Annotated in this window: 20 protein-coding genes; 19 read left to right on the top strand and 1 reads right to left on the bottom strand. The window is 51.9% G+C overall.

Annotated features, from left to right (window positions below; genetic code table 11):
* Window positions 1-11: 11 nt before the first annotated feature.
* The 9 genes from On2M_RS20290 to hybG all read left to right on the top strand — a co-directional run bounded on the left by On2M_RS20290 (window position 12) and on the right by hybG (window position 7053).
* On the top strand, window positions 12-299 hold the full coding sequence (locus tag On2M_RS20290; protein ID WP_151224347.1) for a DUF2623 family protein: 288 nt from the start codon (window positions 12-14) through the stop codon (window positions 297-299).
* Between the two features lie 190 nt (window positions 300-489).
* A complete protein-coding gene (gene hybO, locus On2M_RS20285; RefSeq protein WP_040233985.1) occupies window positions 490-1608 on the top strand; it encodes a hydrogenase 2 small subunit in 1119 nt (372 codons plus the stop codon).
* Between the two features lie 2 nt (window positions 1609-1610).
* Window positions 1611-2597, top strand: a complete 987-nt coding sequence (gene hybA, locus On2M_RS20280; protein ID WP_187253248.1) for a hydrogenase 2 operon protein HybA — start codon at window positions 1611-1613, stop codon at window positions 2595-2597.
* A complete protein-coding gene (hybB, locus tag On2M_RS20275) occupies window positions 2587-3765 on the top strand; it encodes a Ni/Fe-hydrogenase cytochrome b subunit (RefSeq protein WP_115601464.1) in 1179 nt (392 codons plus the stop codon). The genes hybA and hybB overlap by 11 nt, the downstream gene beginning before the upstream one ends.
* The gene (gene hybC, locus On2M_RS20270; protein WP_003024476.1) at window positions 3762-5465 is read left to right on the top strand and encodes a hydrogenase 2 large subunit; all 1704 of its coding nucleotides are present in this window, start codon (window positions 3762-3764) and stop codon (window positions 5463-5465) included. Before hybB ends, hybC begins: the two co-directional genes overlap by 4 nt.
* Window positions 5465-5959, top strand: coding sequence for a HyaD/HybD family hydrogenase maturation endopeptidase (locus tag On2M_RS20265; RefSeq protein WP_003024473.1), 495 nt, complete (start codon window positions 5465-5467; stop codon window positions 5957-5959). The genes hybC and On2M_RS20265 overlap by 1 nt, the downstream gene beginning before the upstream one ends.
* Window positions 5952-6440, top strand: a complete 489-nt coding sequence (hybE, locus tag On2M_RS20260; protein WP_210905369.1) for a hydrogenase-2 assembly chaperone — start codon at window positions 5952-5954, stop codon at window positions 6438-6440. Before On2M_RS20265 ends, hybE begins: the two co-directional genes overlap by 8 nt.
* Window positions 6433-6774 carry a hydrogenase maturation nickel metallochaperone HypA gene (gene hypA, locus On2M_RS20255; protein ID WP_003024462.1) on the top strand — a complete coding sequence of 114 codons (342 nt, stop codon included), beginning with the start codon at window positions 6433-6435 and terminating at the stop codon, window positions 6772-6774. Before hybE ends, hypA begins: the two co-directional genes overlap by 8 nt.
* A gap of 30 nt (window positions 6775-6804) precedes the next feature.
* Complete coding sequence (hybG, locus tag On2M_RS20250; protein WP_003024459.1) at window positions 6805-7053, top strand: hydrogenase maturation factor HybG; 249 nt, start codon at window positions 6805-6807, stop codon at window positions 7051-7053.
* 94 nt (window positions 7054-7147) lie between these two features.
* Here the strand turns inward: hybG and yghU are convergent, their stop codons facing one another.
* On the bottom strand, window positions 7148-8014 hold the full coding sequence (yghU, locus tag On2M_RS20245) for a glutathione-dependent disulfide-bond oxidoreductase (protein ID WP_210905368.1): 867 nt from the start codon (window positions 8012-8014) through the stop codon (window positions 7148-7150).
* 217 nt (window positions 8015-8231) lie between these two features.
* Between yghU and On2M_RS20240 the strand changes: the two genes are divergently transcribed.
* From On2M_RS20240 to On2M_RS20195, 10 genes are all read left to right on the top strand, one after another.
* Entirely contained in the window at window positions 8232-10520 is a 2289-nt protein-coding gene (locus On2M_RS20240) for an FdhF/YdeP family oxidoreductase (RefSeq protein ID WP_210905367.1), read from the top strand.
* A 153-nt stretch (window positions 10521-10673) separates the two neighbouring features.
* Window positions 10674-12536 (top strand): bifunctional glutathionylspermidine amidase/synthase, encoded by a 1863-nt coding sequence (gss, locus tag On2M_RS20235; RefSeq protein ID WP_187253246.1) that lies wholly within the window; start codon window positions 10674-10676, stop codon window positions 12534-12536.
* 468 nt (window positions 12537-13004) lie between these two features.
* A complete protein-coding gene (gene tssB, locus On2M_RS20230; RefSeq protein ID WP_210905366.1) occupies window positions 13005-13502 on the top strand; it encodes a type VI secretion system contractile sheath small subunit in 498 nt (165 codons plus the stop codon).
* A gap of 65 nt (window positions 13503-13567) precedes the next feature.
* A complete protein-coding gene (gene tssC / locus On2M_RS20225) occupies window positions 13568-15097 on the top strand; it encodes a type VI secretion system contractile sheath large subunit (protein ID WP_187253245.1) in 1530 nt (509 codons plus the stop codon).
* Window positions 15098-15120: 23 nt separating this feature from the next.
* Complete coding sequence (tssK, locus tag On2M_RS20220; RefSeq protein ID WP_210905365.1) at window positions 15121-16458, top strand: type VI secretion system baseplate subunit TssK; 1338 nt, start codon at window positions 15121-15123, stop codon at window positions 16456-16458.
* Between the two features lie 5 nt (window positions 16459-16463).
* Entirely contained in the window at window positions 16464-17105 is a 642-nt protein-coding gene (gene tssL / locus On2M_RS20215) for a type VI secretion system protein TssL, short form (RefSeq protein WP_210905364.1), read from the top strand.
* 3 nt (window positions 17106-17108) lie between these two features.
* The gene (locus On2M_RS20210) at window positions 17109-18773 is read left to right on the top strand and encodes an OmpA family protein (protein WP_210905363.1); all 1665 of its coding nucleotides are present in this window, start codon (window positions 17109-17111) and stop codon (window positions 18771-18773) included.
* A 16-nt stretch (window positions 18774-18789) separates the two neighbouring features.
* On the top strand, window positions 18790-19281 hold the full coding sequence (gene tssD / locus On2M_RS20205; protein ID WP_003024437.1) for a type VI secretion system tube protein TssD: 492 nt from the start codon (window positions 18790-18792) through the stop codon (window positions 19279-19281).
* Window positions 19282-19443: 162 nt separating this feature from the next.
* On the top strand, window positions 19444-22068 hold the full coding sequence (tssH, locus tag On2M_RS20200) for a type VI secretion system ATPase TssH (protein WP_210905362.1): 2625 nt from the start codon (window positions 19444-19446) through the stop codon (window positions 22066-22068).
* Window positions 22061-22753 carry a hypothetical protein gene (locus tag On2M_RS20195; RefSeq protein WP_151217907.1) on the top strand — a complete coding sequence of 231 codons (693 nt, stop codon included), beginning with the start codon at window positions 22061-22063 and terminating at the stop codon, window positions 22751-22753. Before tssH ends, On2M_RS20195 begins: the two co-directional genes overlap by 8 nt.
* Window positions 22754-22755: the final 2 nt, after the last annotated feature.

Raw genomic sequence — 22755 nt, 5'->3', positions numbered from 1 at the left:
GGGGGTTACGCATGGACAATCATTTTGGAAAAGGTCTGATGGCCGGATTAAACGCGTCAAGCGCGGATAGCGCCCGTATGGTGGCCAATTTTTGTGCTGATTATAAACGCGGTTTTATACTGGGATTTTCACATCGTATGTTTGAAAAAACGGGCGATCGGCAGCTTAGCGCGTGGGAGGCGGGCATCCTCACGCGCCGCTATGGCCTGGATAAAGAGATGGTGATGGATTTCTTTAAAGAGAACCAGTCCAGTACGACAATTCGGTTTTTCATGGCTGGCTATCGGCTCGAAGCTTGATCCGAAAGGGGTATTCCGTTGCTTTAATTAATTACACTATTGACCAACACCTTCGTTTTGTTGCTCCGTCGAAGTAATATATCGCACATAACCATATAAAAAGTGTGGTAAATGGCGCGCCGATCGCAATATGCAACATGCGAATGGTGCAAAATAAAAAGCCAGGTCTTCGCAACGGAATAACTATAAAATGACTGGAGATAACTCTCTCATCAATTCGAACGGCATCAATCGCCGTGATTTCATGAAGCTTTGTGCAGCACTGGCCGCTACCATGGGGCTCAGTAGCAAAGCCGCCGCAGAAATGGCCGAATCAGTTTCTCGTCCTCAGCGCCCACCAGTTATCTGGATTGGTGCTCAGGAGTGTACGGGTTGTACTGAATCGCTGCTTCGCGCGACACACCCTACAGTGGAAAACCTCGTTCTGGAGACCATCTCTCTCGAATACCATGAGGTACTCTCTGCCGCCTTCGGCCACCAGGTTGAAGAGAATAAACATAACGCTCTGGAGAAGTACAAAGGGCAATATGTTTTGGTTGTAGATGGTTCTATCCCACTAAAAGATAATGGTATTTATTGCATGGTTGCCGGTGAGCCGATCGTGGATCACATCCGCCGGGCCGCTGAAGGCGCTGCCGCTATCATTGCCATCGGTTCTTGCGCCGCGTGGGGTGGTGTTGCTGCCGCTGGCGTTAACCCAACGGGTGCAGTCGGCTTGCAGGAAGTTCTGCCAGGCAAAACCATTATCAACATCCCCGGCTGTCCGCCGAACCCACATAACTTCCTTGCAACGGTCGCGCATATCATCACTTACGGTAAGCCGCCGAAGCTGGATACCAAAAACCGTCCGACATTCGCCTATGGCCGTTTGATTCACGAACACTGCGAACGTCGCCCGCACTTCGATGCTGGCCGTTTTGCGAAAGAGTTTGGCGATGAAGGCCACCGTGAAGGTTGGTGCCTCTACCATCTGGGCTGTAAAGGACCAGAAACCTACGGTAACTGTTCAACGCTGCAATTCTGCGATGTTGGTGGCGTGTGGCCGGTGGCTATCGGTCACCCTTGCTACGGCTGTAACGAAGAAGGCGTCGGTTTCCATAAAGGTATTCACCAGCTTGCTCATGTAGAAAACCAAACGCCACGTTCCGAGAAACCTGACGTCAATATGAAAGAAGGCGGCAATGTTTCTGCCGGAGCGATTGGGCTGCTTGGCGGCGTAGTAGGACTGGTTGCCGGTGTCAGCGTGATGGCGGTTCGTGAACTGGGGCGTCAGCAGAAGAAAGATAACGCTGACTCACGGGGAGAATAACCGTGAACAGACGTAACTTTATTAAAGCAGCCTCCAGCGGGGCATTGCTGTTGGGCGCCGCGCCGTCCATCAGCCATGCGGCTGCAGAAAACCGTCCGCCGATCCCTGGTTCTTTGGGGATGCTCTATGACTCGACGCTGTGCGTAGGCTGCCAGGCCTGTGTCACCAAGTGTCAGGATATCAACTTCCCGGCGCGTAACCCGGAAGGCGAGCAGACCTGGTCGAACAACGACAAACTGTCTCCGTATACCAATAACATCATCCAGGTGTGGCGTAGCGGAACAGGTGTGAACAAAGACCAGGAAGAAAATGGCTACGCATATATTAAGAAACAGTGCATGCACTGTGTCGATCCGAACTGCGTCTCCGTTTGCCCGGTCTCCGCGCTGAAGAAAGATCCGAAAACCGGCATCGTCCACTATGACAAAGATGTCTGTACAGGCTGTCGTTACTGCATGGTTGCCTGCCCGTACAACGTGCCTAAGTACGACTACAACAACCCGTTTGGTGCGCTTCACAAATGTGAACTCTGTAACCAGAAAGGCGTTGAGCGTCTGGACAAAGGCGGTTTACCGGGTTGTGTTGAAGTGTGTCCTGCCGGTGCGGTGATTTTTGGTACCCGTGAAGAGCTGATGGCTGAGGCGAAAAAACGTCTCGCGCTGAAGCCTGGCAGCGAATACCACTATCCGCGTCAAACGGTGAAAGCAGGCGATACCTACCTGCATACGGTACCGAAGTATTACCCCCATCTGTACGGTGAGAATGAGGGGGGGGGTACGCAGGTTATGGTGCTGACGGGTGTTCCTTACGAGGATTTGGATCTGCCGAAACTGGATGATCTTTCAACCGGTGCGCGTTCCGAACATGTTCAACATTCCCTGTACAAGGGCATGATACTACCCCTGGCTGCGCTGGCGGGCTTAACCGTGCTGGTTCGTCGTAACACGAAAAACGACCATCACGATGGAGGAGACGATCATGAGTCATGATCCTAAACCGCTGGGCGGAAAAATAATCAGCAAACCGGTCATTATTTTTGGGCCGCTTATCGTCCTGTGCATGCTCCTGATCGTGAAACGTCTGGTCTTCGGATTGGGTTCAGTCTCCGATCTGAACGGCGGTTTCCCATGGGGGGTATGGATTGCATTTGACCTGTTGATTGGTACTGGCTTTGCGTGCGGCGGTTGGGCGCTGGCGTGGGCGGTGTATGTTTTCAACAGAGGACAATACCATCCGCTGGTACGTCCGGCGCTGCTGGCGAGCCTGTTTGGCTACTCGCTGGGCGGTCTGTCGATCACCATTGACGTCGGTCGTTACTGGAATCTGCCGTATTTCTACATTCCGGGTCACTTCAACGTGAACTCGGTACTGTTCGAAACGGCGGTCTGTATGACCATCTATATCGGCATCATGGCGCTGGAATTTGCTCCGGCTCTGTTTGAACGTCTGGGGTGGAAAGTTTCTCTCAAGCGTTTGAATAAAGTGATGTTCTTTATTATTGCCCTCGGCGCGCTGCTGCCAACCATGCACCAGTCTTCAATGGGTTCATTGATGATTTCTGCGGGTTATAAAGTACATCCGCTTTGGCAAGCTTATGAAATGTTGCCGCTTTTCTCGGTATTAACCGCCTTTATTATGGGCTTCTCGATCGTCATCTTTGAAGGCTCGTTGGTACAAGCTGGTCTGAAAGGTAACGGCCCTGACGAGAAAAGTTTGTTCATCAAGCTGACGAACACCATCAGCGTGCTGTTGGCGATTTTCGTGGTTCTGCGCTTTGGCGAACTGATCTATCGCGACAAGCTGTCGTATGCGTTTGCAGGCGATTTCTACTCAGCCATGTTCTGGCTTGAGGTCGTGCTGATGGTCTTCCCGCTGGTGGTGCTGCGCGTCACTAAGCTGCGTAACGACTCGCGCATGCTGTATCTGTCTGCGCTGAGCGCATTGCTGGGTTGTGCGACATGGCGTCTGTCCTATTCGCTGGTGGCGTTCAATCCTGGTGGTGGCTACCACTACTTCCCGACCTGGGAAGAACTGTTGATTTCTATTGGTTTTGTGGCTATTGAGATTTGTGCATACATCGTACTCATTCGTCTACTGCCGATACTTCCTCCTTTAAAACAAAACGATCAAAATCGTCATGAGGCGAGCAAAGCATGAGCCAGAGAATTACTATTGATCCGGTAACCCGTATTGAGGGTCATTTACGCATCGACTGCGAAATCGAAAATGGCGTGGTATCTAAAGCATGGGCTTCCGGTACCATGTGGCGCGGCATGGAAGAGATTGTGAAAAACCGCGATCCGCGCGATGCCTGGATGATTGTGCAGCGTATCTGTGGCGTTTGTACGACCACTCACGCTATCTCTTCCGTTCGTGCTGCAGAAAGCGCGCTGAATATTGATGTTCCGGTAAACGCACAGTATATCCGTAACATCATTCTGGCCGCGCACACCACGCATGACCATATTGTTCACTTCTATCAGCTCTCAGCGCTGGACTGGGTGGATATCACCTCTGCGCTGAAGGCCGATCCAGCGAAAGCGTCTGCCATGCTGAACGGTGTGTCCTCCTGGCACCTGAACAGCGCAGAAGAGTTCACTAAGGTTCAGAACAAGATTAAAGACCTTGTTGCCAGCGGTCAGTTAGGTATTTTTGCCAACGGTTGCTGGGGTCACCCGGCAATGCAACTGCCGCCGGAAGTGAACCTGATTGCGGTCGCTCACTACCTGCAGGCACTGGAATGCCAGCGTGATGCCAACCGCGTTGTGGCGCTGTTGGGCGGTAAAACGCCGCACATCCAGAACCTGGCAGTAGGGGGGGTTGCTAACCCAATTAACCTCGACGGTCTTGGCGTGCTGAACCTTGAACGCCTGATGTACATCAAGTCTTTCATTGATAAGCTGAGCGACTTCGTTGAGCAGGTTTACAAGGTAGATACTGCGGTTATTGCGGCGTTCTATCCTGAGTGGCTGGAACGTGGTCAGGGTGCGGTTAACTATCTGAGCGCACCGGAATTCCCGACTGACGGTAAAAACGGCAGCTTCCTGTTCCCGGGGGGTTACATCACCAATGAAGATCTGTCGACCTATCGTCCGATCACCTCTCACTCCGATGAGTACCTGATCAAAGGGATTCAGGAGAGTGCGAAACACGCGTGGTACAAAGACGAAGCGCCGCAGGCTCCGTGGGAAGGTACAACGGTTCCTGATTACACCGGTTGGTCAGATGACGGTAAGTACTCCTGGGTTAAAGCGCCGACCTTCTACGGTAAAACGGTTGAAGTGGGGCCGCTGGCCAACATGTTGTGTAAACTGGCGGCCAAACGCGAGTCTACTCATGCCAAGCTGAATGAAATCATCGCGATTTACACCAAGCTGACCGGTAAAACTATCGAAGTGTCGCAGTTGCACTCTACGCTGGGCCGTATTATTGGTCGTACCGTTCACTGCTGTGAACTGCAGAACGTTCTGCAGGATCAGTACAACGCGCTGATCGTGAACATCGGTAAAGGCGACCACACCACCTTCGTGAAACCGGATATTCCGGCAACGGGCGAATTCAAAGGTGTTGGTTTCCTCGAAGCGCCGCGCGGTATGCTGTCTCACTGGATGGTGATTAAAGATGGCATTATCAGCAACTACCAGGCGGTTGTACCGTCAACCTGGAACTCTGGCCCACGTAACTTTAATGATGAAGTGGGACCGTATGAGCGCTCGCTGGTAGGAACGCCGATTGCCGATCCAAACAAACCGCTGGAAGTGGTTCGTACCATTCACTCCTTCGACCCTTGTATGTCATGTGCGGTGCATGTGGTGGACGTTGACGGGAACGAAGTGGTCTCAGTTAAGGTTCTGTAATGCGGATATTAGTCTTAGGGGTCGGCAATATTTTGCTGACCGACGAAGCCATCGGGGTACGTATCGTTGAGGCATTAGAGCAACGGTACATCCTGCCAGACTTTGTTGATGTTCTGGACGGTGGTACGGCTGGGATGGAGCTTCTCGGCGATATGGCGAACAGAGATCATCTGATCATTGCTGACGCTATTGTGTCGAAGAAAAACACGCCAGGAACGATGATGGTCCTGCGGGATGAAGAGATCCCGGCGTTGTTTACCAACAAAATCTCACCGCACCAGCTTGGCCTGGCCGACGTTTTGTCGGCCCTGCGTTTCACCGGCGAGTTTCCGAAAAAGCTGACGTTAGTCGGCATTATTCCGGAATCGCTGGAGCCGCATATCGGGCTAACGCCAACGGTCGAAGCGATGATTGAACCTGCGCTTGAGCAGGTTCTTGCCGCGCTTCGCGAATCAGGCGTTGAAGCGATCCCTCGGGAGGCGGCTCATGTCTGAGGAGTTTGTCGGTTTTCAGACGGCCCCGAAGATGCAGATTCAGGCAGCGTTTGAAGAGGTTGCCCGGCGCTCGATGCACGATCTTTCTTTTCTGCATCCGAACATGCCGGTATATGTCTCTGATTTTACTCTGTTTGAAGGGCAGTGGACGGGGTGTGTTATCACACCCTGGATGCTCAGCGCACTGATTTTCCCTGGACCAGACCAGATCTGGCCGGTACGTAAAGTCAGCGAAAAAATCGGGCTGCGTCTACCGTATGGCGAGATGACCTTTACCGTTGGTGAACTGGAGGGCGTATCGCAATACCTTTCCTGTTCACTGATGTCACCGCTTTCGCACAATATGTCGTCGCAGGAAGGCGTACGCTTGACTGACGATTGCGCGCGAATGCTGTTATCGCTGCCGGTGAGCGATCCAAATGCGCCGCAGCTCAATCGCCGCGCGCTGCTGCTGGGTCGTCGGAACTGCGAAAATGCATGAGCTGTCCCTTTGTCAGAGCGCGGTTGAGATTGTTCAACAGCAGGCAGAGCAGCACGGTGTCAAACGAGTAACCGGCGTTTGGCTGGAAATCGGGGCGCTCTCCTGCGTTGAAGAGAGCGCCGTGCGTTTCAGTTTCGACATCGTCTGTCAGGGGACGCTGGCGCAAGGGTGTGAGCTGCATATTGATTACAAGCCAGCCCAGGCATGGTGCTGGGATTGCAGTCAGGTTGTGGAAATCACCCAGCATGATGCGCAGTGCCCACATTGTCAGGGGGATCGTCTGCGAGTTGATGCGGGCGATTCACTGAAAGTGAAAAGTATTGAAGTCGAATAACCCATAGGTTGCTATGGGGCGGAGTCAGATATGTGTATTGGAGTCCCTGGTCAGGTTCTGGCCGTTGGTGAAGATATTCACCAACTTGCGCAGGTTGAAGTGTGCGGCATCAAACGTGATGTCAATATTGCCCTGATTTGTGAAGGTGATACGGCTGAGCTGGTCGGGCAATGGGTGCTGGTGCACGTAGGGTTCGCCATGAGCATCATTGATGAAGATGAAGCTAAAGCCACGTTAGACGCACTTCGCCGCATGGAGTACGACGTCACCAGCGCGTGACAACCGGTTTGTGCCTCATAGTGCTGCGCTTATCGGGCCTATGCCTTAGATGTAGGCCCGATAAGGCATTTATGCCGCCATCCGGCATCTTGCGTTAGCCCTGGCGCTTATCTTCGGTGCTGGTGTCGAAGTCGCTGGCGTCATGGCGCTCATGAAGCTGCTCGTTCAGCGGTCCGTTAGTGCGGTTTACAATCCGACCACGTTTAACCGCCGGACGCGCTGCCACCTCTTTTGCCCAGCGCTGTACGTGCTTGTAGCTTCCGGCGTCAAGGAACTCTGCCGCGTCGTACACGTTGCCCAGAACCACATTACCAAACCATGGCCAGACCGCCATATCGGCAATGGTGTATTCATCTCCGGCGACAAACTGATGCTGCGCTAGCTGTTTATCCAACACGTCGAGTAAGCGCTTGGCTTCCATGGTGAAGCGATTAATCGCGTATTCAATTTTAACCGGCGCATAATTATAGAAGTGACCAAAGCCACCGCCAAGGAACGGGGCAGCGCCTTGTAACCAGAACAACCAGTTCAGCGTTTCTGTACGCTTAGCCAAATCCTGCGGCAGGAAATAACCATATTTTTCCGCCAGATAGAGTAGGATTGCGCCAGATTCGAATACGCGAACCGGTGGGTTTTGCGAGTGATCGCGTAGCGCCGGGATCTTCGAGTTCGGATTCACCTCCACAAAGCCGCTGGAAAACTGATCGCCATCGCCAATGCGGATGAGCCAGGCATCGTATTCCGCGCCCTTCACGCCCTGTGCTAACAACTCCTCCAGCATAATCGTCACTTTCTGCCCATTTGGCGTTCCCAACGAATAGAGCTGCAGCGGATGTTTGCCAACCGGCAGCGTTTTCTCGTGGGTGGCGCCGGAAACAGGGCGGTTGATATTGGCGAACGTGCCGCCGTTCGATTTTTCCCACGTCCAGACTTTCGCGGGCTGATAGGTATTGTCTGACATAGTGATCTGCCTTCTGAGTGGTTGTTTGATGCAGTGTAGCAGCCAGGTAGAACTCAATTTAACAGATTGGGACTTTATGCCGTTTTGTGCTGAAAGGGGAAGATAAATCTAACCCGTTCATTGTACCTGGCCCGTACTCCATGAAGAGGAAATCAATGTTGCACGGAAATTGCTACCGTATTCACCATCAAAAATTGGTGGTGAATAAGCAGTAATAATGAAAAAAGGTGTTCCAGGAGTAAGCGGTTATCAGGGCCCGGCGGGTGGGTGGGGCGCGGTAAAAGCCGTTACTGCTTCGCTGTTTTCGCAAAAGGCTGTCGCCCGCGACATTATCGCGATGTTCAAAATGAACCAGGTTAAAGGGTTCGACTGTCCAGGCTGTGCGTGGCCGGACCCAGAGCATCGGGCGCCAATGGAGTTGTGCGAAAATGGCGTTAAGGCGGTCTCCTGGGAGACAACCAACAAGAAAGCGTCACCGGAATTTTTCAGCCGTCACCCGGTTTCCGCACTCTGGCACTACAGCGATTATGAGCTGGAAAATATCGGTCGTTTGACGCATCCCATGAAATACGATGCCGCATCAGATACCTGGCGAGCGGTGGATTGGGATATCGCATTTCAGGAAATCGGCGAGCGTCTGCACAGTTATGATTCAGCCCAGCAGGTTGAGTTTTACACCTCCGGCAGAACGTCAAATGAGGCGGCGTTCCTGTATCAACTGTTTGCCCGCGAATATGGCAGCAGCAACTTCCCTGATTGCTCAAACATGTGCCACGGACCGACCAGCGCAGGGCTAACGCCGGCTATCGGCCTTGGAAAAGGGACCGTTGAACTTGAGGATTTTGACCACTGCGATCTGGTGATTTGTATCGGGCATAACCCAGGCACTAACCATCCGCGCATGCTGACCACCTTACGCGACGTTGCCAAACGCGGGGCTAAAATTATCTCCATTAATCCGCTGAACGAAAGGGGGCTTGAGCGCTTTAGCTTCCCGCAAAGTCCGAAAGAGATGTTCACCGGTCAGGCGACGGCGCTGAGCCACGACTACTACCAGGTAAAAATGGGCGGTGACGCCTCGCTGCTCAAAGGCATCATGAAGGCGCTGATCGAAATGGATGAGGCACGGATCTTACTGGATCAACAACCGACGCTCGATCATGCGTTTATCGATGATCACACTGCCGGATATGCCGCGTTGTATGATGACTTACGCCAGCGTAGCTGGGCGGAACTGGAACAGGACTCAGGCCTGACGCGCAGTCAGATGGAAGATCTGGCGCACAGCTACAGTAAATCCAGTGCCACTATCGTTTGTTATGGTCTGGGCATCACCCAGCATAAAAACGGCACTGAGAACGTCCAGCAACTGGTAAACCTGCTGCTGCTGAAAGGCAATATAGGTAAGCCGGGGGCGGGGATCTGCCCGTTGCGCGGTCACTCTAACGTGCAGGGCGATCGTTCCGTGGGTATTAACGAAGCGGCGTCCGAAGAATTCCTGCAACGCCTTGAGACGCATTTCTCTATCCGCGTTCCGCGCAAACATGGCCGCTCCAGCGTGGAGAGTATTCGCGCCATTGAGCGCGGAGACGTAAAAGCGCTTATCTGCATGGGTGGTAATCTGGCGGTGGCGATGCCGCAGCCGCAGCGTACCTTTGCGGCGATGAAAAAGTTGGATCTGCAGGTTCACGTTGCGACCAAACTTAACAGATCGCATTTGCTGCTGGCAAAACATAACTACCTGCTCCCCGCGTTGGGCAGAACCGAGCGCGACATGCAGGCGACGGGCATTCAGTCGGTGACCGTCGAAGACTCGATGTCGATGGTTCACGCGTCCTGTGGCGCGCTGAAACCGGCTTCCCGCTGGCTAAAATCAGAGCCCGCGATTGTGGCGGGCATGGCGCGCGCCACGCTGCCGCTTTCGCCGGTAAACTGGGAAGCGTTGACCGGGGACTACGCGCTGATCCGTAATGCCATTGAAGCCGTGATCCCGGCGTTCCACGACTACAACGCCCGTATTGCTGAACCGGGCGGGTTTCGTATGGATACCCCTGCATCGCGCCGTGAATGGCGAACGGTAAATGGCAAAGCCAACTTTATCGTCAGCCATCAGCGGGCGGTAGAGCGGGAGAACCAGCCTGCTGCTGCGCTTGTGCTGGCGACGCTACGCAGCCACGATCAGTACAACACCACGATTTATGGTCTGAACGATCGCTATCGTGGCATTACTGGTCGTCGGGATGTGGTGTTTTTAAGCGCCCAGGAAGCGGCGGCTCGTGGTCTGAGCCAGGGTGATGTGGTTAACGTTCAGGCGCTGGACGACAACGGTCAGCCGTGTGCGGATCGCATCATGTACGGTTTAACGGTGGTGATTTACAACATGGCGGAGGGCTCAATTGGCGCGTATCTGCCTGAAGCGAATGTCCTGCTCTCGTTGGACGCGGTGGATACACAAAGTTTGACTCCGGCCTATAAAAGCGTGCCGGTAATCCTTACCCAGGCGTAGATCCTGCTGTGAATTTTTCGCCTCTGAGCGCCAGCCGCTGCGTTGAGGTGTATGATGGTGTCGACCTCTGTCCGGTTAGTGTCGCAGAGCAGGCAATCAGAGCGAAAAATTCACGCCAACCTGCTCAGGCTGTATTGTTTTGAGGTAAGGTGCATGAGCAAAGGAACGACCAGTCAGGATGCCCCATTCGGGACATTATTGGGCTACGCCCCAGGCGGCGTAGCAATCTACTCTTCAGATTACAGCTCCCTTGACCCACGGGACTACGACGATGATGCGGCATTTCGCAGCTATATCGACGACGAATACATGGGCCACAAATGGCAGTGCGTAGAGTTCGCACGCCGCTTTCTCTTCCTTAACTATGGTGTGGTCTTCACCGATGTAGGCATGGCCTGGGAGATCTTCTCCTTACGCTTCCTGCGTGAAGTGGTGAATGACAATATCTTGCCGTTACAGGCATTTCCCAATGGTTCACCCCGCGCACCGGTAGCAGGCGCGTTGCTTATCTGGCAAAAAGGCGGCGAATTTAAAGATACCGGCCATGTGGCGGTCGTCACCCAGTTGCTGGAAAACAAAATCCGTATTGCCGAACAGAACGTGCTCCATACGCCGCTGCCTCCCGGACAGCAGTGGACCCGCGAGCTGGAGATGGTGGTTGAAAACGGTTGCTACACTCTGCGGGATACCTTTGACGACACCACCATCCTTGGCTGGATGATCCAGACCGAGGATACTCGTTACAGCCTGCCGCAGCCGGAAATCGCCAATGACTCGCTGAAAATTGGCGGTGCGCGACTGGAAGATAACGGACAGTTTGACGGTAAATGGCTGGATGAGCAGGATCCGCTGCAAAAAGCCTACGTGCTGGCCAACGGCCACGTCATTAATCAGGATCCGCATCAGTACTTCACCATTACCGAGAGTGCCGAGCAGGAGCTGATCAAAGCCACGAACGAGTTGCACCTGATGTACCTGCACGCGACCGACAAGGTACTGAAAGACGACAACCTGTTGGCGCTGTTCGATATTCCGAAAATCCTCTGGCCGCGACTGCGCCTTTCCTGGCAGCGTCGTCGGCATCATATGATTACGGGGCGTATGGATTTCTGTATGGATGAACGCGGGCTGAAGGTGTATGAGTACAACGCCGATTCCGCATCGTGCCATACCGAAGCCGGTTTGATCCTCGAAAGATGGGCTGAGCGGGGCTACACAGGGCAGGGACACAACCCGGCTGAAGGGTTGATCAACGAACTGGCGGGTGCCTGGAAGCACAGCCGCGCGCGTCCTTTTGTCCACATCATGCAGGACAAAGATATAGAGGAAAATTACCATGCACAGTTTATGCAGCAGGCGCTGCGTCAGGCTGGGTTTGACAGCAAAATTCTGCATGGCCTCGATGAGCTACGTTGGGATGATGCCGGTCAACTGATTGACGGTGACGGTCGCCTGGTGAACTGTGTCTGGAAAACCTGGGCGTGGGAAACTGCGATAGAGCAGGTGCGAGAGGTTAGCGAAACGGAGTACGCCGCGGTGCCAATTCGTACCGGGCATACCAATCAGGAAGTGCGTTTAATCGACGTGCTGCTGCGCCCGGAAGTGCTGGTCTTCGAACCTCTTTGGACGGTGATCCCAGGCAACAAAGCGATTTTGCCGATCCTCTGGCAGCTTTTTCCGCATCACCGCTATTTGCTTGATACCGATTTCACGGTTAATGAAGAGCTGGCGCAAACCGGTTATGCGGTGAAACCTATTGCAGGACGCTGTGGCAGCAACATCGATCTGGTGAGTCATCAGGAAGAATTGCTGGATAAAACCAGCGGTAAGTTTGCCGAGCAGAAGAACATTTACCAGCAGCTTTGGTGTCTGCCAAACATTGCCGGTAAATATATTCAGGTTTGTACTTTCACCGTAGGCGGTAACTACGGCGGGACCTGCTTGCGCGGCGATGAGTCGCTGGTGATTAAAAAAGAGAGCGATATCGAACCGCTGATTGTGGTAAAGGAAGAGTAATCTTTTGGCATGTTTCTGATTGCAATACGAAAGCCGGAGTCTATCTCCGGCTTTTTTTAATTTACAGTTAACTTGGTGCTGATTATATTTAAATAAGTTACGTAGTGTATATATAAATTCATAAGTATTTTCTTGGGTAATGTTTTATAGCTTAAATGCATTTGGTTGATGAATGCTTTTAACGATGATTAATTCCTGCTGCTTGTATTAAATAAATGTTTTATTGATTTTGATTTTAAATAAATATCACTAATATGTTATTTGGTTGATTAGTGATGCCGATCATGTTTTCCCGCGTGGAATATATCGGATTACATCGACATACTAATTATAATCATTAATTGTCATTAACGGTCATTGTTGACTGCCCACAGAAATGACGTTGTAAGAAACACGTTGAGCAATTGGAAAAGTGCTCCGTCAGGAAATGCAAAACATCGGCAGGAATCGCCGGTCTGAGAGGGACGTATGGGTGACAGTTTTCAGAGTGAAGTGCCGACGGCACGCGTTAATATTAAGTTAGATTTACATACCGGAGGCGTGCAAAAAAAGGTTGAATTGCCGTTAAAGCTTTTGACCGTGGGGGATTTCAGTAATGGTAGAGAACAACGACCATTATCGGAGCGCGAAAAGGTTGATATTAATAAGAATAATTTTAACGATGTGTTGGCTAAGTTCTCACCAGTAGTTAATCTGAGTGTTAAAAATACGTTGGCTGGCGATGACAGAAAAGACGATATTAACCTTACCTTTAAAAATATCCGCGATTTTGAACCCGAACAGGTCGCAAGGAATATCCCACAATTACGCGTTTTGTTAGCTATGCGTAACTTATTGCGTGACCTGAAATCTAACTTACTCGATAACGCCGCTTTTCGTCGCGAGCTGGAAATCATCCTTAAAGATCCAGCCCTGAGTCAGGAACTGCGTGAAGAACTGGCAACCATGATGCCGAAAGAGATTTAACGCTATACAGGGTTTCCTCCGCTTAATCGGCAGGAATAGTAAAGGATCATAAAAGGAATATGCTGATGTCTGTTCAGGAACATACTTCTTCAGTCGCGACCACCACGACCAGTGAACGCAGCGTTTATCAGTCTCTCTTTGACAAAATTAATCTTGCCCCGGTTTCGACATTAAAAAATATCGATGCGTGGCAGAGCGATGAAGCGCTATCTGATGCCGCGCCGGCTGAACGCGTGACCGCTGCGATTCAGGTTCTGGTCTCATGTCTGGCGGATGCTGCGCAGCCCCTGGAACGTCTGGATAAAACGCTGCTCGATGAGCAGATTGCTCGCCTGGATAAGCAGATTAGCGACCAGGTTAATGAAGTTATGCATCATGTAGAATTTCAAAAACAAGAATCGCTCTGGCGTGGTTTGCATTCGATGATTACCGGCATCGATTTTCGCCGAAATGTCCGTGTAGAAATGATGGATATCAGCAAGGATGCGCTACGTGATGATTTTGACGACGCGCCGGAGCTTATTCAGAGTGGGTTATACCGTCATGTTTATATTGAAGAATATGACCAACCAGGCGGCGAACCCATTGCGGCAATGATTTCAGCGTACGAATTTGATAACAGCCCGCAGGATATTGCACTGCTGCGCAATATTTCTGGCGTCTCGGCTGCCTGTCATATGCCGTTTATTGGTTCCGTGGGGCCTAAATTCTTCCTGAAAGAAAATATGGAAGAAGTCGCGGCCATAAAAGATATCAATGATTATTTCGAACGTGCTGAATACATCAAGTGGAAAGCATTTCGTGATAGCGACGATTCACGCTATATCGGGCTGACTATGCCGCGTGTACTGGGGCGTCTGCCGTATGGCCCTGATACCGTGCCGGTACGTAGTTTTAACTATGTTGAAGAAGTTAAGGGGCCGGATCACGAAAAATATCTGTGGACCAGCGCCTCTTTCTCTTTCGCTGTGAACATGGTGAAAAGTTTTATCAAGAATGGCTGGTGCGTCCAGATCCGTGGGCCACAGGCGGGCGGTGCGGTTAAAGATTTGCCTATCCATTTGTACGATCTGGGTACAGGTAATCAGGTGAAAATCCCGTCTGAGGTAATGATTCCGGAAACCCGTGAGTTTGAATTCGCTAATCTCGGCTTTATTCCGCTTTCATATTATAAAAATCGTGATTACGCCTGCTTCTTTTCTGCTAACTCGGCTCAAAAACCTGCGCAGTTTGATACTCCGGAAGCGACGGCTAACAGCCGGATTAACTCACGTCTGCCATATATCTTCCTGCTTTCTCGTATCGCTCACTACCTGAAAATCCTGCAGCGGGAAAATATTGGCACGACTAAAGATCGCCGTCTGCTTGAGCTTGAACTTAATAACTGGCTGCGCAGTCTGGTAACCGAAATGACCGATCCTGGCGATGACTTGCAGGCATCACACCCGCTGCGTGATGGGCGTGTCGTGGTAGAGGATATTGAGGATAACCCCGGTTTCTTCCGTGTGCGCCTGTATGCCATTCCGCATTTCCAGGTTGAAGGTATGGACGTCAGTCTGTCGTTAGTTTCACAAATGCCTAAGTCGAAATCTTAACGACGCAGCGCACAGGAGGTGCGATGAAGATCTACCGTCCGTTATGGAGCGAGGGGGCCTTTCTGGCTCCCCAGCAGTTTCAGCAGCAGACACGTTGGGATGCCTATGTCGCTGACGTAGTGGCACACATGTCACTTTCCTCACCATGGGGTGTCATCAGCGCGGAGTTTGACGAAAGTGCGCTAACGGTTTCCCGTTTGAATCCCGTTAATCTGGTGGTGCGCTTTCCTGACGGAACGTTAGTGGATACAGGTATTTCAGATAACCTGCCTCCGGCGTGTGATTTATCGCACCTTGCTGGTTACAACAGCGTTGATATCGTGCTGGCATTGCCACTGCTTTCGGCTAATGGCGGTAATCTTTCATCAGGCAACGGCGTTAGCCGCCCGTGTCGCTGGCAGCAGGAATGGCTGCCAGTGCAGGATCTTGCAGGCCAGGAAAGGACTGATATGGCGGTGCTGCGGCATGCTATTACCCTTCGGTATGCCCACGACGATAACAGCGCTTATCTGACCTGTCCGGTAGCTTGCCTTATTCGTAATGCTCAGGGGCAATGGGAGCTGGCACGCGATTTTTTACCCCCCTCGCTTTCACTCTCAGCGAGCCCCTCATTAATCAATTCGCTCGGTGATTTGGTACACCGTATCCAGGCCCGTTGTCGCCGCCTGATGGCCTTGCGCCGTGAAAGTAATGAACGAATGGCGGATTTTGCGGTAGCAGACGTTTCATTATTTTGGCTGCTGAATGCGCTTAATAGCTCGGAGCCTGTTCTGAAAGAAATGCTGCAAAACCCAGGCCGTCACCCCGAGCTTTTGTGGCGTGAGCTGGCGCGGTTAGCCGGCAGCCTGCTGACCTTTTCATTAGAAAATGATGTCAGCGTTGTACCTCCATACCAGCACGCAAATCCGCAGCAGGTATTCCCGCCACTGTTTGCACTGCTGGTGGAACTACTGGAAGCCAGCCTGCCATCTCGCGTTGTCGCGATTGAACTGACGCAGGAGCGACAGTTCTGGTATGGCGCTCTGTCGGATGCCCGACTGCGTGAAGGCGCTGATTTTTATCTGTCCGTTCGTTCGGCTCTTCCAGCGCATGTCCTCCTGACACAGTTTCCACAACTGTGTAAAGCCGGGAGTCGGGCTGATGTGTCAGATGTCGTCAATGTGGCACTCAGCGGCATTCCATTAAAACCGCTGACGCATGTACCCGCCGCTATCCCACTACGACTGGAAAATCAATATTTTGCTCTTGAGATTAATCATCCAGCCGCCCAGTCCATGCTGGACGCCGGTAATTGCGCTTTCTATGTGCCGGGAACGTTGGGAGAGATTCAACTTGAGCTATTTGCAGTATTAATGGATTGAAATAAATGAATAAGGATATTGATCAGGTGTTCTGGCCAACCTGGCTTGCTGTAAGCCAATTACGCGATGGGTCGGAAGTCGACGATGGTGCTGCTTTCTATCGCCGGGCCTGCCAATGGATTGATTCTGCACGTAAAGCATTGCGTGACATGGGATACAGCGAACACAGCGTTGAGCACATGCTCTATACGCAATGTGCATTACTGGATGAAAGCGTGTTGAACCGCAACCGTCAGGATAGCGGTTATATCACCTGGCTTGCGACACCTTTACAGGCCCGCTATTTCAACACCACCAATGCCGGGGAAGAACTTTGGGAGCGCATCCGTACCGTTCTGCGCGAGCCCGTTCCTGACACCGCCGTATTAACCTGTTTTTATCGCGCAATCACACTCGGTTTTGTGGGGCGCTATCGTGAGCAAGGTGACGAACGTCGTGAAGATGTTCTTGAAGCGCTGGCGACTCAGGCGATGCCTTTTAAATTAAAGCACGATGCGCCAGTCATCATGCGGGCTTCCGGCTTCTCTGGCGGTAAGCGCCGCTGGTGGCTGGCATGGCTTGTCGGCGCGCTGGCGTTAGGTGCTTTATGGCTCACATTTTCTCATGTCTTACAAGGGCAGATTGCTCAGCTTATTGGGCAGGGTTAAGACATGGCTCAGTTGCGAGGGATCGTGAACTATGTACTGGCGACCGTGCTGGCTTTGTTGCTGGTCTGGGGATTCAGTCCGTTAAGTGCGAGTGTTCGCAGTGGTCTTACCGTCTTTATTTTACTGCTTTCCATTCCTGGAATCATTTATGGCTGGCGCCAGTATGGTCGGTTGACGTCTGCGCATTCTGCTCATGACATTCCTCTCCCTCCAGAGAGTTTCAGTGGGCCTGTTGTGCTGGTATGTGGCGATACTGCCCCCTTATTTGCCGGACGTGGCGATTCCTGCGAGAGTTCACAGGGGTGGTATTTATCTGTTCAATCCCCGGAGCATTATAATGCTCTGGTTCGTCGGATAGCTGTGCAGCGCCCGGGGCTTCTTATGCGCGTTTCCGTGATGCTGGCGTTAATCCCGGAACGGCATAATGATGGTGATGCGCTTAAGCACATGCTACTCAGTTGGCGGCGGGTGGTGACCCAGAGTCGGCGTTGGTTATCAGGTATACCGCCATTTTGGCTGTGTTGTTGGCTGAATTCTCCTCAATGCAATGAGACTGTACGTTGGTTTATTCGCACTCCTCAGGATGCTGAAGTGCAGTCGGCTACAGGACTAGATGATTGTGTTCCTTTCTCATTGCAAGAGCACTCGGCTCGCCATTCTCATCTTACACATGCCGTATGGTTAGATACCTTACTGGGTTGGCTGAAGAGGGTACAAGGCGACGCAGGGCACCATGTTCCGCCACTTTTCTCTGCTTTACGGGTTACGTGTTTCACCTCATTAGCGGTCTGTGAAAATAATCTGTGGCAACGGCATATTACCGATCAGACAACGATTTCTCCTGCGGCTTCTGCAGGGTCCGAGCTGCTGCCTTTTCCTGATTTAGCATTGCCTTTTTTATCCCGCCGCCGGGCGCTGACAGCATTGCAACGAACGGTGGGTATAAGTGGTCTGCTATGCGGCATTTTTGTCGGACTGGCGATGACATGCAGCTTTATCAATAACCAGCATCTCATCAGGGTCACAAACGATCATCTGACGTTATACCGCCATCTTAGCGGCAATACTGTCGAGCCAAAGATTCAGGCCCAGGATCAACTTCGTCGGGATGCGCAGCGGCTTGATCGCTGGTATCGGCGCGGCGAACCCCTTTCTCTTTCAATGGGATTGTACCAGGGGATGAGATTGATCCCACCTTTGCAGGCCGCAATCAGCGACTGGTTGCCACCTGAAAAACCAAAAGCGACCTCCCCGCAAACCGTGCGTCTCGACAGCATGTCGCTGTTTGATACGGGCAAATGGGCGCTAAAAGCGGGTTCAACAAAAGTACTCATTCGAGCTTTGGTCAATATCAAAGCCAGACCCGGTTGGCTGATAGTCATTGCCGGGCATACCGATGATGTGGGTGACGATAAATCTAATCAGCAGCTCTCTCTCAAACGTGCGGAATCTGTTCGCGACTGGATGCGTGATACCGGTGACGTCGCAGAGAGCTGCTTTGCCGTTCAGGGTTACGGTGAATCACATCCCTACAAAACCAACGATACGCTGGAGGGTCGGGCTGCCAACCGCCGTGTAGAGATCAGTCTGGTTCCGCAGGCTGATGCCTGTCGGGTACCGGGAATGAAGGAACCGTCACCGGAAGGCGGTGACGCATTAGCGAAGTAAAAATGGAGAAAGAGTTATGGCAATTCCAGTCTACCTTTGGCTGAAAGACGACGGCGGTGCGGATATCAAAGGCTCTGTTGACGTGAAAGACCGTGTGGGCAGTATCGAAGTAGTGGCTCAGGAACATAACCTGTACATCCCTACCGATAACAACACCGGTAAGTTGACCGGGACGCGTATCCATACCCCATTTCTTTTCACGAAGGAAATCGACGCCTCCAGCCCGTATCTGTACAAGGCTGTAACGACCGGTCAGACCCTGCGCCAGGCAGAGTTCAAATGGTATCGCATTAATGATGCGGGTCAGGAAGTGGAATACTTCAACACCACGCTGCACAACGTGAAAGTGGTGAAAGTAAACCCAGTGATGTACGACATCAAGGATCCGGCTAAAGAGAAGCACAACCACCTGGAGCAGATTGAACTGCGCTACGAGAAGATCGTCTGGACGTATAAGGATGGCAACATTATTCATTCTGACGCCTGGAACGAGCGTACCACCGCGTAATGCACTAACGGATGAGGATTTCCTCATCCGTTTTTTTATGCCCTCTGCTGAGCGTCCGGAGTGAGGGTTAGGCAGAGAGTATCAACGTCACTTATTACCTTATGGGCATTGGATTAAGGCTACGGGCGGTAGCGTGCCTGAATACAGGGAGTCAGGAACCAAATGGAACACCAGTCAGCAGTGTTATTACGTCGTCTCAATCCTTACTGTGCTCAGGCGCTTGAAGCGGCAGCATCGTTATGCCAGACGCGCGCGCATGCAGAAATCACGCCTGAACACTGGTTACTGAAGTTGCTTGAGCAGGGGGAGGGCGATATTACCGTCATCGCTCGTCGCTATGAATGGGATATCGACAATCTCTGGCAGTCGCTGCTGGCGCATCTGGATGTTCAGCCTCGTTCCGTGAAAAGCCGTCCACAGTTGTCTGATGCGCTTCTTTCTTTAATGCAACAAGCGTGGCTTTGCGCCGCAACGGATGAAAATTCGCAGATACGGGGTGTGCATCTGCTGATGGCACTGGTAGGCAAGCCTTCACTACTGAAGTGTGATGGCCTGTGGCCTCTTCTGAGCGCCGGACATACTCAACTGGAACGCCTCCTGCCGCTATTAAATGTCCAGTCTGATGAGCGGCCGGAAAGACAGCAGGAAGCCGCTCTGGCGCAGATTTCTCCTGATGATGAATCGCGTCCTGGCCTGGCTCAGTCGACGTTGTCGCCAGCATTACAAGGCGTGCTCGATAAATTTACGCAGGACGTCACTGCGAAAGCGCGTGCCGGCGATATCGACCCGGTATTTGGTCGCGATAATGAAATTCGTCAAATGGTGGATGTGCTGTCCCGTCGGCGAAAAAACAATCCCATTCTGGTCGGAGAACCCGGCGTCGGCAAGACCGCTCTGGTGGAGGGGCTGGCGCTGCGTATTGCGGAAGGTAACGTGCCGGATAGCCTGAAAGCGGTGACGTTACGCACGCTGGATCTTGGGCTGTTACAAGCTGGCGCAGGGGTGAAAGGTGAGTTTGAGCAGCGGTTGAAAAATATCATTGATGCCGTTCAACAATCGCCAATACCGATTCTGCTCTTTATCGATGAAGCACACACCATCATTGGGGCCGGTAATCAGGCGGGGGGCGCTGACGCAGCCAATCTGCTAAAACCCGCTCTGGCCAGAGGTGAATTACGAACCATCGCGGCGACCACATGGAGCGAATATAAACAGTATTTTGAGCGTGATGCTGCGCTGGAGCGGCGTTTTCAGATGGTTAAAGTGGATGAGCCGGATGATGACACTGCTTGTTTGATGCTGCGCGGTCTGAAATCACACTATGCGGAACACCATGGCGTTCACATCACTGACGACGCGGTTAAAACCGCTGTTACGCTCTCCCGCCGCTACCTTACCGGGCGGCAGTTGCCGGACAAAGCCGTCGACCTGCTGGACACCGCAGGTGCAAGAGTGCGGATGAGCCTTGATACCGTTCCGGAACCACTGACGCGTTTGAGGTCGGAGATCACCGCGCTTGAAATTGAAAAGCAGGCGTTGCTTGCCGATCTCGCGCTAGGAAATGGTCAGCATGGTGAAAGGCTGGCGAGCATTGAACAGCAGGAAAATCGTCTGCTTGTCGAGCTGGATGAACGCGAAACCCAGTATGGCCAGGAATTATCGCTCACCGAGCAACTGCTGGCCAGCCGCCGTGATATTTCCCGTCAGGCGGAAACGGTTGAATTGCAGCAGCAGCTTAGTGTGCTTCAGCAGGGGCATCCTTTACTGTTTCCGGAGGTAGACGCGCGCACTGTCGCAACGGTGATCGCCGACTGGACCGGTATACCGTTGTCTTCACTAATGAAGGACTCCCAGGCAGACTTGCTGACGCTTGAAACTCAGATGGGAAAACGCGTTGTCGGACAGGATTATGCGCTTAATGCCATCGCGCAACGACTGCGCGCATCAAAAACGGGTCTTACGCCGGAAAACGGCCCGCAGGGTGTGTTTCTGCTTACCGGACCAAGTGGAACCGGCAAAACGGAGACGGCACTGGCCCTGGCCGACATTCTGTTTGGCGGTGAAAAATCGCTGATCACTATTAATCTGTCTGAATATCAGGAGCCGCACACCGTGAGTCAGCTCAAGGGCTCGCCTCCGGGATATGTGGGTTATGGTCAGGGAGGGATCCTGACCGAAGCCGTGCGAAAACGTCCCTATAGCGTGGTGCTGCTGGATGAAGTAGAAAAAGCGCATCGTGATGTCATGAACCTGTTTTACCAGGTATTTGACCGTGGCTTCATGCGTGACGGCGAAGGTCGTGAAATTGATTTTCGCAATACCGTTATTCTGATGACCTCCAATCTTGGCGGCGACGCAGTGATGCAACTGCTGGAAGAACAGCCGGAAACCACAGAGTCTGAGTTGCACGAACTGCTGCGCCCACTTTTGCGCGACCATTTTCAGCCAGCACTACTGGCTCGCTTCCAGACGATTATCTACCACCCGCTCGGTGAACCAGCGTTACGTACGATTGTACAAATGAAGCTGGATCAGGTTAGCCAGCGATTGCAGCGCCACTACGGTATCACCACGACGATATCCGAGAACCTTTTTGATGCCCTGACAGCCGCTTGTCTGCTACCGGATACGGGGGCGAGGAATATTGATAGTCTGCTCAACCAACAAATCTTGCCTGTGCTTAGCCAGCAGTTGTTAAAGTATCTTTCCCGGCAGCAAAAACCTCAGCAACTTACTTTAAGTTGGCGTGATGAAGAGGGAATTATGCTGGAATTTAATGATGAGTAAACGTAACGATATTATTGAACCTTACGAGTGGACATCGGATCGTAAAACGGGGCTCGTTTATAGCGAAATATTGGGATGGATAGATATAGGCCATGCGCAGGGAAGCGATATTAAAAACCTACTGTTAGATATAAAACGAGGTGAATCAAGTCGTGATGGTTATTATGAAGTCACCTATAGCCAAAAGATGTTTGTATATCATCGCCAGTTTGGTACAGGAAAATTTGTTAAGTGGCGTATCAAACAAGGTTTATCTGCATGTGAGAAAAGCAGCGTTGCGTTAGCTATGATGATGATGACGGCGCGCTTGTTTGAAAGTTTGCAATCTAATTGGTGTTTTAGTTGGTATACCGACAGTGGATTTAGCGGTGAGGATCTTACATCCGATCTTTTAGGCTTCTACCGGGCAATCCTTCCCTCAAACTACCAGTCAAGACTGAGCTTAGTCAGTAAAGAGCGGGCACTGAGTAGATGGGATTTTTATGGGCCGATAGGTAAATATAAGAATAAAGGATTTTTACCATTACTGTTTCCAGATCCCCTGGATAACTGTGCTGTCCATAAACCCTATAAAGGAAGCCTGCCTTCATTTATGACATGGGTGCAACCGTGGAGTGATTTCACTTCGGGTCGGGTAGAAATTATCACCGGGGATGGCGGTTATTATTCATTCTTGTCAAGGTGAAT

This window comes from Citrobacter sp. On2M (genome assembly GCF_018035235.1).
Taxonomy (GTDB): domain Bacteria; phylum Pseudomonadota; class Gammaproteobacteria; order Enterobacterales; family Enterobacteriaceae; genus Citrobacter; species Citrobacter meridianamericanus.
This window is presented reverse-complemented; position numbering and strand designations above follow the sequence as displayed.

Coding starts and splice junctions, on each gene's coding strand:
- On2M_RS20290 (WP_151224347.1), top strand. CDS start 12: ATGGACAATCATTTTGGAAAAGGTCTGATGGCCGGATTAAACGCGTCA.
- hybO (WP_040233985.1), top strand. CDS start 490: ATGACTGGAGATAACTCTCTCATCAATTCGAACGGCATCAATCGCCGT.
- hybB (WP_115601464.1), top strand. CDS start 2,587: ATGAGTCATGATCCTAAACCGCTGGGCGGAAAAATAATCAGCAAACCG.
- hybC (WP_003024476.1), top strand. CDS start 3,762: ATGAGCCAGAGAATTACTATTGATCCGGTAACCCGTATTGAGGGTCAT.
- On2M_RS20265 (WP_003024473.1), top strand. CDS start 5,465: ATGCGGATATTAGTCTTAGGGGTCGGCAATATTTTGCTGACCGACGAA.
- hybE (WP_210905369.1), top strand. CDS start 5,952: ATGTCTGAGGAGTTTGTCGGTTTTCAGACGGCCCCGAAGATGCAGATT.
- hypA (WP_003024462.1), top strand. CDS start 6,433: ATGCATGAGCTGTCCCTTTGTCAGAGCGCGGTTGAGATTGTTCAACAG.
- hybG (WP_003024459.1), top strand. CDS start 6,805: ATGTGTATTGGAGTCCCTGGTCAGGTTCTGGCCGTTGGTGAAGATATT.
- yghU (WP_210905368.1), bottom strand. CDS start 8,014: ATGTCAGACAATACCTATCAGCCCGCGAAAGTCTGGACGTGGGAAAAA.
- On2M_RS20240 (WP_210905367.1), top strand. CDS start 8,232: ATGAAAAAAGGTGTTCCAGGAGTAAGCGGTTATCAGGGCCCGGCGGGT.
- gss (WP_187253246.1), top strand. CDS start 10,674: ATGAGCAAAGGAACGACCAGTCAGGATGCCCCATTCGGGACATTATTG.
- tssB (WP_210905366.1), top strand. CDS start 13,005: ATGGGTGACAGTTTTCAGAGTGAAGTGCCGACGGCACGCGTTAATATT.
- tssC (WP_187253245.1), top strand. CDS start 13,568: ATGTCTGTTCAGGAACATACTTCTTCAGTCGCGACCACCACGACCAGT.
- tssK (WP_210905365.1), top strand. CDS start 15,121: ATGAAGATCTACCGTCCGTTATGGAGCGAGGGGGCCTTTCTGGCTCCC.
- tssL (WP_210905364.1), top strand. CDS start 16,464: ATGAATAAGGATATTGATCAGGTGTTCTGGCCAACCTGGCTTGCTGTA.
- On2M_RS20210 (WP_210905363.1), top strand. CDS start 17,109: ATGGCTCAGTTGCGAGGGATCGTGAACTATGTACTGGCGACCGTGCTG.
- tssD (WP_003024437.1), top strand. CDS start 18,790: ATGGCAATTCCAGTCTACCTTTGGCTGAAAGACGACGGCGGTGCGGAT.
- tssH (WP_210905362.1), top strand. CDS start 19,444: ATGGAACACCAGTCAGCAGTGTTATTACGTCGTCTCAATCCTTACTGT.
- On2M_RS20195 (WP_151217907.1), top strand. CDS start 22,061: ATGAGTAAACGTAACGATATTATTGAACCTTACGAGTGGACATCGGAT.